Source organism: Flammeovirga pectinis (assembly GCF_003970675.1).
Taxonomy (GTDB): Bacteria; Bacteroidota; Bacteroidia; order Cytophagales; family Flammeovirgaceae; genus Flammeovirga; species Flammeovirga pectinis.
On record NZ_CP034562.1, the window covers coordinates 2,780,985 to 2,795,240 of the forward strand.

Below are 14,256 nucleotides of genomic sequence, written 5' to 3' on the forward strand. Positions count from 1 at the left end.
AGAAATAAAGTAGATCATAACCCGAGGAAAAAACATGGTAATATTCCTCTTTAAGATAAAGTAACGTGAATCAGCAATGGTTCACGTTTTTTATTTAGATTGAATTGATAAAATTGGTTAGATTAATATCTCTTTCTAAATTCATTTTCTTCCTTAATCGGTGTCTTGCAACATGTACACTACCCAAAGAAATACCCAATAAATAAGCCATCTCTTGTCCTGAAAAATTCAATTTAATTAACGCACATATTTTTAGATCAGCAGCACTTAAATTAGGTACTCGCTGTTCTAACCGTTCGTAGAAATTGATATTTTGTTCTATAAATCTACTATTAAAAGCATCCCACAATGTTTCAGAATTTCTATCAATAGATTTTAAAAATTGCTTATTAGAAGTACCTAGTTCATTATTGGAAATATGTTCTTTTAAAAGAATAATTACTTGTTCTCTTTCTATCAATTGAAGTGTATTTGTAGTGAGTTCTTTATTTTTTATTGCCAGTAGTTCATTAGAGGTATCTTCAAGTAACTGATGCTTTATTCTTTCATTTCTCCATCTATAAAGAAGAATGCCAATTGTAAGTATAACAGCAATAACTAGAAAAAGTAATTTATAGAATAGTAATTGTTTATTTCTTGCAGCTATCTCCTGTTGTTGAGCAACTAAAATTGTATTCTTTTTATCAATTTCTTCTTTATAATGATTCCGGATGGTTAGAAAATCCTTATTCCTATCATTACGAGGATTTAAATACATATCATTAATTTTTTTTGCTTCAGACTGATAAACAAATGCTTTTTTAAATTCACCTTCTGATGCTAACAATTTGGCATATCTACTAAAAACATACGCCTTATAAAAAATATGTTCACCACTTTCATCTTTTTGAGCTAATGCCTTTTCAAAATATTGCTTAGACAAGCTCAACTTTTCTAGAACACTATAATTTTGAGCAATTCGTCCGTAAAGAATAATTAAAAAGCTAGTATTAATTGCTCTATTGGGATATTCTTCTGGTAAATTTTCGAGTGTATTCACTCCTCTAAATAATAAATCAAGTGCTTTAAATGGTTCTTCTTTCCCCTCCCAGTAGCTTGCTAATTTTTCTTCTAAATACACTTTATAGATCTGATTTTTCTCAGTATTAGGAACAAATTCAAAACAGTTATCAATATGACTTTTAAGAAGTTCAAAATTATTTATCCGTTGATAATATAAGGCTAAGTAATATTCAGAAGTATATTTAGATTGATAAGCAACAGTTTGATATTGAGACAATTTTTGTTGATACATATTAGCTTTTTTGAAATGAGTACCTGCCTCTTCATCCTGTTTAAAAAGATAATATAAAACACCCATTGATTCATACGCCTGTATCATCCATAAGGTATCTTGAATTTCTTCTGCCAGAAATAATGCTTCTCCTCCATTACCAAAAGCAGTACTAAACTGTAGATTGTTTCTTGCAGCCCCACTTTTTTTTAGAAGCTGTTTTATGGTTTTAATTGTACTCGTATCTTTTTCTTGACTCGTCTCTTTAATTTCAATTTCATTAAGCTGATAAACATGAGGTGTAAACTGCTGAGCTTGTAATTGAATAATTAAGCAATTGTTGAGTAAAAAGAGAAAAAACAAGCACCTAATTAAACGATTTAAAAATCTATAAATCAACAATTTATAATTAATTTAAAAGAAGTTAGACGTAATGATTGTTGAGTAAATATAATCAATTTATTTCGATGAGTTAAGTTTTTGTAAGGAGATTATTTATGGTGATAGGTGAGTATAAATCTAAATTGGATTAATCATTTTTTAAAGGTGTATCTAAAATTTAAATCACCTGATTAATATTATTTCTTACAATTATGAAAAGAAGAGATTTTTTTAAAAAGGGTTCTAAAGCAGCCATAGCCGCTGGTATTTTACCATTAGCTAGCTCATCTTGTGCTTCTCAAAAAAGCATAACAAATACCACTTCTAAAGACAAATGGAACCACCTTGGAAAAGGAAAAATTGGCGTATCGAACAGAAAAAAAGAGATAGACTTTGAAGTTGTTATTATTGGAGGTGGAGCCGCAGGAATTTGTGCTGCTGTTGCTTCTGCAAGAAACGGAGCAAAAACAGTTTTAATACAAGACCGTCCCGTGCTTGGAGGTAATGCTTCTAGCGAAATGAGGGTACACCTAAATGGGGTAAATAATATAAAAGGAAAAGCAGAAAGAGAAACGGGTATTATAGAAGAACTACTATTACTTAATAGGTTTGAAAATGAACAAGAATCATTTTCCGTTTTCGATCATGTGATGTACGATTTCGTTATAAGAGAGCCAAATCTAACTTTAATGGTAAATACACAAGCTGTTGAGGCAATTATGGATGGTACGGTAATAAAAAGTGCGAAATGTTGGCAAGCAACTACAGAAACGTTGTATACTATTAATGGCAAAGTATTTATAGATTGTTCTGGAGATGGCTTACTTGCTGCCACTGCTGGTGCAGAATATAGAACTGGTAGAGAAGGTAAACAAGAGTTTAATGAGAACTTTGCCCCAGAAAAAGCAGATGGATGGCAGATGGGAGCTACTTTACTCATGTCGTCTAAAGATATGGGTAAACCAATGCATTATTCACCCCCATCTTATGCTATTAAATATACGCATGAAGGCGCTCACAAAAGACGTAAATTTGCAGGTTTTCAAGATGGGATTTGGTGGATTGAAGTTGGAAGTAATGATGATATTATTGCTGATGCTGAAATTAACCGCCATAAATTAATGGGTTATTTACATGGTGTATGGGATTATATTAAAAACTCAGGCAATTTTCCAGAAGCAGAAAATTTAGCCCTTGATTGGGTAGGTTCGCTTCCCTCTAGAAGAGAATCAAGACGCTTTATTGGCGATTATGTAGTTTCAGAAAAAGACATGACTCAGCATAAAAATTTCTATGATGCTGTTGCTTTTGGTGGCTGGTCTTTAGATGAACATAACCCAGGTGGAATAGAAAACATTTCTGAACCACCAAGTTACTTTCATTACCACTTTAAAAGTATCTATCAGTTTCCATTTAGAAGTTTATATTCTAAAAATATATCCAATTTAATGTTTGCGGGTCGTAATGTAAGTCAAACTCATATTGCTTTATCTTCTTCTAGAATTATGGCAACATGTGCCTTACAAGGTCAAGCAGTGGGAACTGCAGCTACATTATGTGTTCAACACGCAACTACGCCAAAAGACATTGGAACAAAATATATTAATCAATTGCAAGAACAACTCCTCAGAGACGATGCCTTTATTCCAAACAAAGTAGCTAATGATAATGCTGATTTAGCAAAACAAGCCAGTACTTTATTTGCAGATTCTACCTCTAGTGGTAATATTCTAAATCTTACTAATGGTATTTCTAGAGATATTAATGGTGAAATAAATCATTGGCAATCTAAAAATACAAGTGCCGAAATTCAGTTAGAATGGGATACTCCTTTAAATATTTCTAAAATTGAATTAAAATGTGATACAAACTTAAGTAGAAACATCATGATGCGAAAAGACAGTAGAAATGATGCTCTTTATGGAAATAGTATTCCAAAAGAAATGCTAAAAACACTAAGTATTCAAGGTAGGGTGAATGGTAAATGGATCGATCTAGGAGGTATAAATCAAAATAAAACCAGATTAATTAAATTTAGTTTTGACACACAAAAGGTAACAGCTATTAAAATCAATTTAAAAGAAACTTATGGAGCCAAAAAGATTAAACTATTCGAAGTAAGATGTTACGCATAATACTATAAATCAACTTTTTAAAATACTTCTATTATAAATTAAGTAATAGAAGTATTTTCTTTTTTATTGATAATTCTGTTTTGAAAAAATACTTAATACATAATGTATTCGTTATATTATCAATCTGTATAAATAGTTACCACTTGATTAAAATTGACAATTAACTTCTTCATTTACAATAGATCAGCTACATTTACAGCACTTTCATTACCTTATCTACTACACTACTATAATGAGCGATAACCATACTTACATTGAATTTGACAAGAAAAAAACAGTTACCTCTGATTTTGATATTATTTCTTTAGAAGAAATTCTTCAAAATTCCGAGCATAATAAAATACACCAAATAAACTTTTTTGCTCTAATTTTTATAACGGAAGGTGAAGGAATTCACACTATTGATTTCAAGAATTATGCGTATTCAAAAGGAGGAATACTTACATTAAAAAAAGGACAAGTACATCAATTTCATAAAAGTAACGCAAAAGGTTTCATCTTACTTTTTACAGAAGAGTATATTGCTAATTTATTTGAAAGTAGCAGTTCTATAAATATCTCTGAACTATTTAATGGGTACTTATTTAAGCAACATAATCAAATTGATCTTATTCAATTTAATACATTTACACAGTTAATAAACCAACTTAGAGTAGAATTATTAAGTGCTCAAGATGAAGAAGGCAAAAAGATTATACATAACTTTTTGCAAATTATTATTCTCAAAATAAAAAGAATTAGATCTTACTCTATAATCCCAGAAATTGATACTCAATATATATCTCAGTTTATCAAATTTCAGGAGCTTGTAGAAGAGTACCACCCTAAAAGTAGAAGCGTTAAATATTTTGCGGATAAGTTAAGTATCACTTCTAAAATGCTCAACCTAATTACCTATAACATTTGTAAGGAGACTACTAAAAAAGTAATTGATGAAATCACGCTACTTTGTATAAAACGATTATTAGTTAATCCAAATTTATCTGTAAAAGATGCTGCTCATAAATCTGGTTTTATAGAGCCAAATAACTTTTTCAAATTCTTCAAAAAAAGTACTTTTCAAACACCTTATAATTTTAAAAATCTTTATCAATAATCAATAGATAATAAAAAAATAGAGTAGTAATATACTTTTCAAGTCTGATATTACTCACTAATAACAATCAATAAACAGCAATTAATAACTTCCATTTTAAAAATTAGATAGATAAAAAATAACATTCACTTCTTTAAATTGATTCGTCTTATATTTAGTTAAAATGTTGTTTAACGGCCATTAAACATCTAAAATAGAGTCACAGAAATATTTTTTGTACGTAAAGAAACCTAATTACATAATACAACATCTAATTTTATGAATAACATTTCTGGTTAAACCATGAAGTGTGTGACAAATCAATTTACCGGACTGTTAAGAAGGAGTATTACTATTCTTTTATAAGGTGGTCATTACTAAAGAGCATTATTTGAAATGAAAACAAAAATTTTAAAACACTACTTAGGGGCAATCCTATTTCTACTAACTACAAACGTTTATGTTATAGGTAGCACACCTACGCCTTCTAAAATAAAAAGGCCAAATATTCTTTTTATTTTAATGGATGATTTAGGGTATGCTGATGTTGGGTTTATGCCAAATTCCGCTAAAGACATACTCACTCCTAACATTGATAAACTTGCCAATCAAGGAACAATATTTACATCTGCTTATGTGGCTCATCCATTTTGTGGACCAAGCAGAACAAGTATTCTAACGGGTAAAATGCCCCATACATTAGGTGCTCAATTTAATCTTGCTGCTTTTTCTGGAAACGGAATTGACGACACTGAAACGTTTATTAGCGATGAGTTACAATCTTCAGGATATTATACTGGAGCTATAGGAAAATGGCATTTAGGCGAAGAAGAAAAATACCATCCTACTAGTAGAGGCTTCGATTATTTTTATGGTTTTTTAGGTGGTGGACATGAATACTTTTCTAAGTCTTGGGTGAAAAGCGAAACATATAACCCTGCTATTGCAAAAGTTGGAGATTACCACTACGACTATAATAGACCAATGATGGAAAATACTACATATGTTCCCACAGACAAAGAACAATATGTAACAGATATTTTAACAGATGCTGGATTAGAATTTATAGAAGATGCATCTAAAAAAGAGGCTCCATTCTATCTCTATTTGTCGTATAATGCTCCTCATACTCCATTACAGGCACAAGGAAAAGACATTAAGCAATTACAAGAAACACTTGGTGAAGATGCCGCTGCAAATGGTTCTGAAAGACTTACTTACACAGCCATGATGTATAACGTAGATTATAACATAAAAAGAGTTGTAGAAAAATTAAAGAGTACTGGCCAATTTGATAATACGTTAATTATTTTCTTAAGTGATAATGGGGGGAAATATACAAAAGGAGCAAACAACCAACCTCTAAAAGGGAAAAAGGGAGATGCTTATGAAGGTGGTTTTAGAGTACCTATGTTTATGCATTGGCCTAATGGTAATGTCCCAAAAGGAGAAATAAATAGCAATAACTTTTCTGCTCTTGATTTTTACCCTACTCTTGCTCATTTAGGTGGCGTAGAAATTCCTTCATCAAAAATTTATGACGGTGTAGATGCTTGGGAGGGTATTGTTAATAATAAAAACTCTAGAAATGATAAGCCCATTTTTGTAATGCGCCATCAGCATAATAGAAATTGGACGGGTGTTGTACAAGATAATTATAAACTGCACTCTCTTGGAAATGGGAAATGGGCTCTTTATGATCTTTGCGAAGACATTGGAGAAGAAAACAATATTGCTAGTCTACATCCTGAAATTGTCACTTCTATGAAGGAGGCTGTCTATCAATGGACATGGACTTGGGAAAAACATCGTCCAGAATTCTTTGACAGTCCAAGATATGGATTTGAAGAATCTTGGAATACATCTAACATGCCTAATTTTGGTAAAACTTTTGGCGAAATTTATGATCGAAAAGATTATGTAAGTATCCCTAAAAAAGCAGATCTATAAATAATAGGCTAGTTAATTAAATACATTAAGGTCACTTCAAATAATTGAGGTGACCTTTTCTGTTTACAAATTGTATTAAAAAGCACCATTCTTAAATTGATGGACTATTCATAAAAATCAAAGCTATTTGAATAACCGATGATATTTAACGATATTCGACCTACAACTTGACTATTACAGATGACTTTATAACTAAATAATAAGCTACACAGCTTCTTAATATTGCATCAATAAAAAAGTTTGAAAGCTTCTACTTAGGTTATTAATTTTTAGAATGATAAACAGTAACACTCCTTCAAAAAGAGAAATTCTAACAGCTTCAGCAATACAAGAGATTATTGAACAACATAAATCTCAACTCTCATTTGTGTTTGGGAATGGTATAAACCGTTATTTCAGTAAAGAAAATATTACTTGGGATAAACTATTGATAGAACTTTGGAACAAGTACAGTAAGAAAGCTAAATTTGAAAATCAGATTTTTAAAGGTATATCATTTACTGAGTTTTATGATGCTATAGACATTCAGAATACAACCAAAAAGAACTTTAGTGCTACCATTCAAAAGGATGTAAAAAACACTATGAGTTTATGGAAACATAACGATGATCAAAATATCATTCTAAATAAAATACGTGCTTTGAATGCGCCTATTCTAACTACTAATTTTGACGATCTAATTCCGAAATCTGCTCAACTTAAGCCCTATAAAATACCTTATAAAGGGTTTTCTGATTACTATCCTTGGAACTGCTATTTTAGCGATAAAAAACTAAAAAATCCTATAGATGGTTTTGGTGTTTGGTACCTAAATGGCATGATAAAATACCACAGAAGTATTAAACTAGGGTTATCTCAGTATATGGGTAATGTTGAGAGAGTTAGAAAAATGATGTATCAAAATAGAGGTGCAATTGGTAAAGAAGAAAAACTTGCTAAAAATTGGAACGGCTACCCTACTTGGTTACATATTATTTTTAATAAATCGTTATTCATTATTGGTTTAGGTTTAGAAGAAAATGAAGTGTTTTTTAGATGGCTATTAATAGAACGAGCCAAATACTTTAAAGCCTTTCCTAAGCAAAAAAAAGACGGCTGGTACATTACAGTTAAAAAAGAAGATGACAGTTTCTTAGGTAAAAAATTCTTTTTAGAATCTGTAGGAATAAAAGTACTAGAAGTAGACAATTACGAAACTATTTACAAACACATTTGGCAATAAGATGGAGAACCAACATAAAATCACTATTCTACACGAAGAGATAAAAAATCAAATAAATAAAACGGTAAAACGAAGCAAAGAAAATAAGCTTAAAGGCTTTGGTATTTATATTGCCATTTCTATTTTGTCTGCTTTAATCACTTTTCTTGTAGCCATAAAGGAGAGTATTCCTTCTACACCAGAAAATATAGATTTAATCAACTTCTCAATAAAGTCTTTTATTCTATTAGCAGGGGTTAATATAACAATTCTATCTGCCTGGGAGGGTTTTTACAACCATAAACAATTGTGGTTAAACTATAGTGAAACAGCCAGTCAACTTAAAAATCTTGACTTCAAAATTCGCTTATTATCCGATGAGGAAAAGAACAATAACGAAGTTATAATTAATCTTAGATTAGAGTTAGAAGCAATCCTAAATAATGCCCGTTCAAAATGGAAAGATTTAAGGGTTGAAGAAGCTTCTATGAAAGATTAGTAATAGAATATTTTTTTGACTAAACAAAAAACAACTCTCACCACATGTTACATGTTTCGAGAGTTGTTTTTAACGTTATTATCTAAGATAAGTTCAGATCATTGATCAAAATATTGAAATCAATCAAGACCAAAAATGTTGAAAATCTGTTTATCAATACAAATTTTAAGAGAACCAATCTCACCAATACAACACTAAAAATTGATTAAACTACTTAAAATGTATTGTATCTAAATTTCCTCCAACATTTTGACTTCACGACCTAAACCGAAGAATCGCACACACAATGGTATCCTCGCATAAGAATACCTCTAATAATTGATAGTTATATATTCGTCCGTTTTCAAATACTTTTAGTGTGTTATATTTAAATAACTAATTGATACTTGCCCAAAATCAGAAGTATCCAATGATTTTCCTTTCATAGATTGTAAATACGTTCCGGCTTTAAAGTAATTTCCATTACTACCACAACCATTAAATCTATAAATTTCTGTAGCAGAACCACTGCTTGAGATGTTATACAAAACAACATTCGTATTTTCGAAAATTAAACGGAAGTGCATTTCTCCACCTACTGTCCAATTTCCATCAATAAAGTCGCCTTCATTATCATCATTCTTTTCAGTAACCCATCCCATAATTTTTAAGCGAACTGAACCAGAAGATTGGTTAGCATCACCTTGGAATTGAACACGAATTACATCATCAAATGTATCAGATGGACCATGAATTTGTCCAAAACATACTTTTCCTGAACTTGGTAATTGATCTACACGAACTTTCCATTCCATTCTGTTTGTTCCAGAATCACCGTCCCATTCAATCTCATTAGATCCAGAAGAATTCATTTCTCTTAATTCTGTTCTTGGATTTCCTGATCCAGAAGATGTAGGATAGCCTGCATAACATTTAAACGATACCCAATCGCCATCTGTAAAGAACCAATTATCATTAGAATATGTATCTAAATTTGGTGTATTATCTACAAACTTAGGGCTATTAAGTGATCCAGAGAAAGCGTTTAATTTCCATCCCTGTAAGTTCAAAATATCATATGGATAACCACCTGTTGATGGAGGGTCTACTGGCTCTACAGGATCTGTAGGGTCAACGCCATCACCATCGCCATCTGTACCATAAATTTCTGTTTCTGTAATACTATTCCATGTATTAGATGAGTTTCCGTACCCTATAATTTTTAAATATCTACCGCTTGCATTCGATAATGAAACTTCTTCTAATTCTAAAGAAGACCCACTAGATACACCAGAATGAACAACAGCTAAATCTGTTGTAGCATCTCCAGTTAATACTTCGAATGTACTCGAGCGAGCGTTACCTTTAAACCAAGCAACTTTTAAAGAAGAAATGTTTTTTACACTTCCTAAATCATAAAGTATCCACTGTCCGTTTCCATTTGCAGACCAACGTGTAGATAAACTTTCGTCAATAGTATTTGCAGGAACATTTCCATCGTTTGCAGAAGCAGTTACACCTGCTACTTCTAGTTGTTCATTAGAAGTAGATGGAGGTGTAGTTGTTTCTCCGTCTGTAGATTCTAAAGTAAAATCATCAAAACGACCTTCACTACTATTATACTCTCCAGCAATTGTTACTGTAGAGGCACTTCCTGTAGAGAACGTTATCACTTCTTGTTCCCAAGATGAAGCTGTTCCACTTCTAGAAGTTTTTTCTCCATTTACATAAGCAGCTAAACGCCATCCACCTTTCACATAGGCAGATAACTCATAAGTGGTGTTGGATTGTACATCTACTTCTTGTGTAAATTTACCACCTGCACCAGTTATTTTTGCAGACTTACTTCCTGAGTTTCCTTCTCCAGATATTGAAGAGGGATCTGTATCATTCCAACTAGACCAGCTACTTTCAAAGCTATTGTTAGCAATTGAAACTGCTGTTCTTGCAGAACTTCCTTTTACTATTTGATCCTCTTGTTCAAGAGCACCCATTTCATCTTTTTGATTACAGCTAGACATTGCTCCTAATCCGCATAACAGAAAAGATAGCTTTAGAGCTATTGTTTTTACTTTACTCGACTGGTTGTTCATAATTCATTTAAATAGTGTGCTAAATTTATTTGTGAAGTTAAATTGTAAGTGTTTGTTTAAAGTGGTCTTGCTTCCTAAAAAGCGATAGTAAATTGTCGACAAAATTTTGCTAGTTAACCGATATTAAAAACAATCGCACACACTATAATAAATGTATTATATACTAATGTGATATATTTAAATATGAAATTGAAACCTGTCCGTAGTCGTTTAAATCAAACGGTTTGTTTTGCATTGATTGAAGATAAATTCCTGCTTTAAAGTAGTTGTAATCACTTGCACAACCTTCAAAACGGTAAATTTCTTTTTTCTCTCCGCTCTCGTCTATTTGATTTACCCAGACATTGCTATCTTCAAAAATTAATTCGAAATGATATTCTTCATCTAGTTTCCAATCTCCATCTAAATAATCACCCTCCTTGTCATCATTTTCTTCAGTTACCCATCCCATGATTTTTAAACGTACACCGCCTTCAGACTGATTGTCATCTCCCTGAAATTGAATACGAATTACATCATCAAAATCTGAAGATCTACCATGAATCTGTCCAAAACAGGCCTTTCCAGAACTAGGTAATTGATCAACCTTCACTTTCCACTCCATTCGGTTAGTACCTTTAGTACCGTCCCAATTTAATGTAGAACTTCCATTTGCTGTCATCTCTCTTAGCTCCGTTCTTGGGTTACCAGAACCCGAAGAAGTTGGATACCCTCCGTAACATTTAAATGCAACAGACTGCCCATCTTCTGTAAAAAACCAATTTTCATTTTCATAAGTAGATAAGTTAGAAATTTGGTCTTCATAAACTGGTGTATTAAGCGTACCTGTAAAGGCATTTAATTTCCAATTCTGAAGATTCAATATTTCAAAAGGATAAGGGAAGTTCGACTCTTCATTATTTTCTTCTTCTTCCTCATTGTCAGAACTTTCCTCCTCTTCTTCTGTTTCCTTATCATCAGATGTCGTATCATCTGGATTATCCGCCTCTATTTCTTCCTCTACTACTGGCGTTTTTTCATCTTCAATCTGATTGCATCCACAAGAAAAACCTATACCAGCAAGAGTCATCCATAGTAAAAAAGCTATTTTAAAAAAACTTTTAATTGTAGTTGAATACTTCATAGAGTGTTTGTTTGTTAGTAGTTACTGTATAGATTTTGATGAGACTACTACACTAAAGCAAAGCCAGATTTTTCTGCTAAACATTGATTTGCAATGTTAACAACATCTTCAATTTTTGCTTTTAAAGCTGAGTAATCTCTTTTTGCAATTAGTTGTTTGTCCATTAATTGTGAGCCTAAACCTACACAATGAACACCCGATTTAAACCAAGCGTCTAAATCTTCAAAAGTTGGCTGAACGCCTCCTGTTGGCATTATACTAGACCAAGGCATTGGGCCTTTTACAGCCTTTACAAACTCAGGTCCACCTACTTGAAGCCCAGGGAATATTTTTACTACTTCTGCCCCTAGTTCTTCTGCTCTAGAAATTTCTGAAACTGTACCACAACCTGGTGACCAAGCTATTTTTCTACGGTTACAAATTTTAGCAATTTCTTCGTTTAGAATTGGACAAACAATAAAGTCTGCACCTTTCTGAATGTAAATTCCAGCAGTAACTGCATCTACAATAGAACCAATTCCTAAAATCATTTCTGGTGCAAATTGTGGTATCTTTTGTACTAGATGATCAAATACTTTATCCGCATTATCTCCTCTATTTGTGAATTCAAATACACGAACTCCTGCCTGATAACAAGCATACAAAACATCCCAACAAACTTCTGGACTTGGATGATAATAAACAGGTACAATACCTACTTCTTTCATCTTCTGTGCCACTTCAATTCTAGTAAACCTAGCCATAGTTATCTATTTATCTTTTTGATACTGCTCTTGTCCATTATCTGGAAAACTTCCTGTTCTGTAGCAATATTATAATCGCCAGGTATAGAAAGCTTATAAGCTGATGCTGCTAATGCAAAATCTAACGTCTTTTGATCGTCGTTAAAGTTTGTTTTTCCATGTATATATGCAGCCATAAAAGAATCTCCTCCTCCTACTCTGTCAACAATTGATGGAATTTCATGAACATCTCCTTGAATAAACTCACAGCCATTGTATGTTACACCAGACCATCTGTTATGCGACGCATTAATTGTCTGACGTAATGTAGTAACCACGCAGTCTATGTTAGGAAATTGCTCTACTAAAGCCTCACTAATAAACTTATAACAACGTTTATCAAATCCTTCAATATGCTCATAATCGCTCTCAGAAGGCTTAATACCTAAGTACATTGCAACATCTTCTTCGTTCGCTAAAACTATAGATGTACCTTTTATAAGTTCTGGCATTACCTCTTTTGGATCTACACCATACTTCCAAAGTTTACTTCTATAATTTAAATCACAAGATACTGGAATACCTTTTCTATTTGCGGCTTGAATAGCTGCTAAACTTGCTTCTGCTGCACCCTGAGACAAAGCTGGAGTAATACCAGACCAATGAAACCAATCTGCATCTTTAAGAAGCTCATCCCAATCAAAAGTATTTGCATCAATTTCTGTAAAAGATGATCCTGCACGGTCATAAATTACACTACCTCCACGCAATGAGCCACCTTTTTCTAAAAAGTAGAAACCCATTTTGTTACCTTGGTATAAAATAGGGTCTATATTAACACCCCATTTTTTCACCTCTCTTACTGCTGATAAGCCTAATTCGTCATTAGGAACAACAGTTACATATTCCACATTATCTCCATATTGAGCTAATGACATGGCTATGTTTGCTTCCGCACCCCCCACCGTGGCTTCATAAGATGAAGCCTGAGAAAATCTTTGATTTCCTACTGGTGAGAAACGGAATAGTAATTCTCCAAAAGTTACTATTTTCATATACTTATGAGAACATTAGTCCCCCGTTAATATCAATGTTTGTACCTGTTACAAAAGAAGATTCTGAAGATGAAATACAAGCTACGAAGTTTGCTACTTCATCTGCGTTTCCTTCACGACCTAACGGAGTACTAACCGCTACTTTTTCTCTAACAGCAGTGTTTGTAAACGTATCGTGGAAAGTTGTTGCAATCATACCAGGACATAAAGAGTTTACTCTAATATTCTTTGGTCCTAATTCTTTAGCCATAGAACGAGTAAACGTCATTACTGCACCTTTTGCTGTTGCGTATGCACTTGCACCTGGTCCACCACCATCTTTACCAGCTTGAGAAGCAAAGTTTAAGATAGATCCACCAGATGGCATATGAGGTACAACTGCTTGTGTCATCAAGTAAACTGAATTTAAGTTTAACTGAATTACAAAGTTGAAGAAATTCAAGTCCATTTCATCAAGTTTCTTTCTTGCTACAAGACCACCTGCAACATTTACAAGAATATGGATATTATCACCATATATATCTAAAGAATGCTTTACTACTTTTTGAACATCAACTGGGTTTGTCATATCACCTTGACAAAGAGTTGCCTCTCCTCCAGCTGCTTTAATTTCAATTAATGTTTGATTTGCTTGCTCTTCGTTATCAAAATAATTGATAACCACTTTAGCACCTTCTGCTGCTAATTTTTTAGATATTGCTTTTCCAATATCTCTCGCTCCACCTGTTACAATTGCTACTTTATTTGATAAATCCATGTTTTTAAAAATT

General features: G+C 32.5%; 11 protein-coding genes. 5 read left to right on the forward strand and 6 right to left on the reverse strand.

The features are described 5' to 3' along the window. Window positions 1–94: 94 nt before the first annotated feature. Window positions 95–1,636: a helix-turn-helix transcriptional regulator gene (locus EI427_RS11045; protein WP_126614555.1), complete on the reverse strand. Its 1,542-nt coding sequence runs from the start codon at window positions 1,634–1,636 to the stop codon at window positions 95–97. A 230-nt stretch (window positions 1,637–1,866) separates the two neighbouring features. Between EI427_RS11045 and EI427_RS11050 the strand changes: the two genes are divergently transcribed. The 5 genes from EI427_RS11050 to EI427_RS11070 all read left to right on the forward strand — a co-directional run bounded on the left by EI427_RS11050 (window position 1,867) and on the right by EI427_RS11070 (window position 8,514). Next, window positions 1,867–3,789, forward strand: coding sequence for an FAD-dependent oxidoreductase (locus EI427_RS11050; RefSeq protein WP_126614557.1), 1,923 nt, complete (start codon window positions 1,867–1,869; stop codon window positions 3,787–3,789). A gap of 232 nt (window positions 3,790–4,021) precedes the next feature. Next, window positions 4,022–4,885: a helix-turn-helix domain-containing protein gene (locus EI427_RS11055; protein ID WP_126614559.1), complete on the forward strand. Its 864-nt coding sequence runs from the start codon at window positions 4,022–4,024 to the stop codon at window positions 4,883–4,885. A 375-nt stretch (window positions 4,886–5,260) separates the two neighbouring features. After that, window positions 5,261–6,814, forward strand: a complete 1,554-nt coding sequence (locus EI427_RS11060) for a sulfatase-like hydrolase/transferase (RefSeq protein ID WP_126614561.1) — start codon at window positions 5,261–5,263, stop codon at window positions 6,812–6,814. A 274-nt stretch (window positions 6,815–7,088) separates the two neighbouring features. Continuing rightward, a complete protein-coding gene (locus EI427_RS11065; RefSeq protein ID WP_126614563.1) occupies window positions 7,089–8,036 on the forward strand; it encodes an SIR2 family protein in 948 nt (315 codons plus the stop codon). Between the two features lies 1 nt (window position 8,037). After that, window positions 8,038–8,514: a DUF4231 domain-containing protein gene (locus tag EI427_RS11070; RefSeq protein ID WP_126614565.1), complete on the forward strand. Its 477-nt coding sequence runs from the start codon at window positions 8,038–8,040 to the stop codon at window positions 8,512–8,514. A gap of 353 nt (window positions 8,515–8,867) precedes the next feature. On the opposite strand, the gene EI427_RS11075 is transcribed toward EI427_RS11070, so the two are convergent. The 5 genes from EI427_RS11075 to EI427_RS11095 form a co-directional block, all read right to left on the reverse strand. Beyond that, on the reverse strand, window positions 8,868–10,586 hold the full coding sequence (locus tag EI427_RS11075; protein ID WP_126614567.1) for a polysaccharide lyase family 7 protein: 1,719 nt from the start codon (window positions 10,584–10,586) through the stop codon (window positions 8,868–8,870). Between the two features lie 163 nt (window positions 10,587–10,749). Next, window positions 10,750–11,709 carry a polysaccharide lyase family 7 protein gene (locus EI427_RS11080; RefSeq protein WP_126614569.1) on the reverse strand — a complete coding sequence of 320 codons (960 nt, stop codon included), beginning with the start codon at window positions 11,707–11,709 and terminating at the stop codon, window positions 10,750–10,752. A 47-nt stretch (window positions 11,710–11,756) separates the two neighbouring features. Beyond that, the gene (locus EI427_RS11085; RefSeq protein WP_126614571.1) at window positions 11,757–12,452 is read right to left on the reverse strand and encodes a bifunctional 4-hydroxy-2-oxoglutarate aldolase/2-dehydro-3-deoxy-phosphogluconate aldolase; all 696 of its coding nucleotides are present in this window, start codon (window positions 12,450–12,452) and stop codon (window positions 11,757–11,759) included. Between the two features lie 2 nt (window positions 12,453–12,454). Continuing rightward, window positions 12,455–13,486 carry a sugar kinase gene (locus EI427_RS11090; protein ID WP_126614573.1) on the reverse strand — a complete coding sequence of 344 codons (1,032 nt, stop codon included), beginning with the start codon at window positions 13,484–13,486 and terminating at the stop codon, window positions 12,455–12,457. 4 nt (window positions 13,487–13,490) lie between these two features. Next, entirely contained in the window at window positions 13,491–14,243 is a 753-nt protein-coding gene (locus tag EI427_RS11095) for an SDR family NAD(P)-dependent oxidoreductase (protein ID WP_126614575.1), read from the reverse strand. Between the last annotated feature and the right edge of the window lie 13 nt (window positions 14,244–14,256).

Excerpts from the sequence above, each read along its gene's own strand:
- EI427_RS11050 (WP_126614557.1), top strand. The coding sequence starts at position 1,867 with ATGAAAAGAAGAGATTTTTTTAAAAAGGGTTCTAAAGCAGCCATAGCC.
- EI427_RS11055 (WP_126614559.1), top strand. The coding sequence starts at position 4,022 with ATGAGCGATAACCATACTTACATTGAATTTGACAAGAAAAAAACAGTT.
- EI427_RS11060 (WP_126614561.1), top strand. The coding sequence starts at position 5,261 with ATGAAAACAAAAATTTTAAAACACTACTTAGGGGCAATCCTATTTCTA.
- EI427_RS11065 (WP_126614563.1), top strand. The coding sequence starts at position 7,089 with ATGATAAACAGTAACACTCCTTCAAAAAGAGAAATTCTAACAGCTTCA.
- EI427_RS11070 (WP_126614565.1), top strand. The coding sequence starts at position 8,038 with ATGGAGAACCAACATAAAATCACTATTCTACACGAAGAGATAAAAAAT.
- EI427_RS11075 (WP_126614567.1), bottom strand. The coding sequence starts at position 10,586 with ATGAACAACCAGTCGAGTAAAGTAAAAACAATAGCTCTAAAGCTATCT.
- EI427_RS11080 (WP_126614569.1), bottom strand. The coding sequence starts at position 11,709 with ATGAAGTATTCAACTACAATTAAAAGTTTTTTTAAAATAGCTTTTTTA.
- EI427_RS11085 (WP_126614571.1), bottom strand. The coding sequence starts at position 12,452 with ATGGCTAGGTTTACTAGAATTGAAGTGGCACAGAAGATGAAAGAAGTA.
- EI427_RS11090 (WP_126614573.1), bottom strand. The coding sequence starts at position 13,486 with ATGAAAATAGTAACTTTTGGAGAATTACTATTCCGTTTCTCACCAGTA.
- EI427_RS11095 (WP_126614575.1), bottom strand. The coding sequence starts at position 14,243 with ATGGATTTATCAAATAAAGTAGCAATTGTAACAGGTGGAGCGAGAGAT.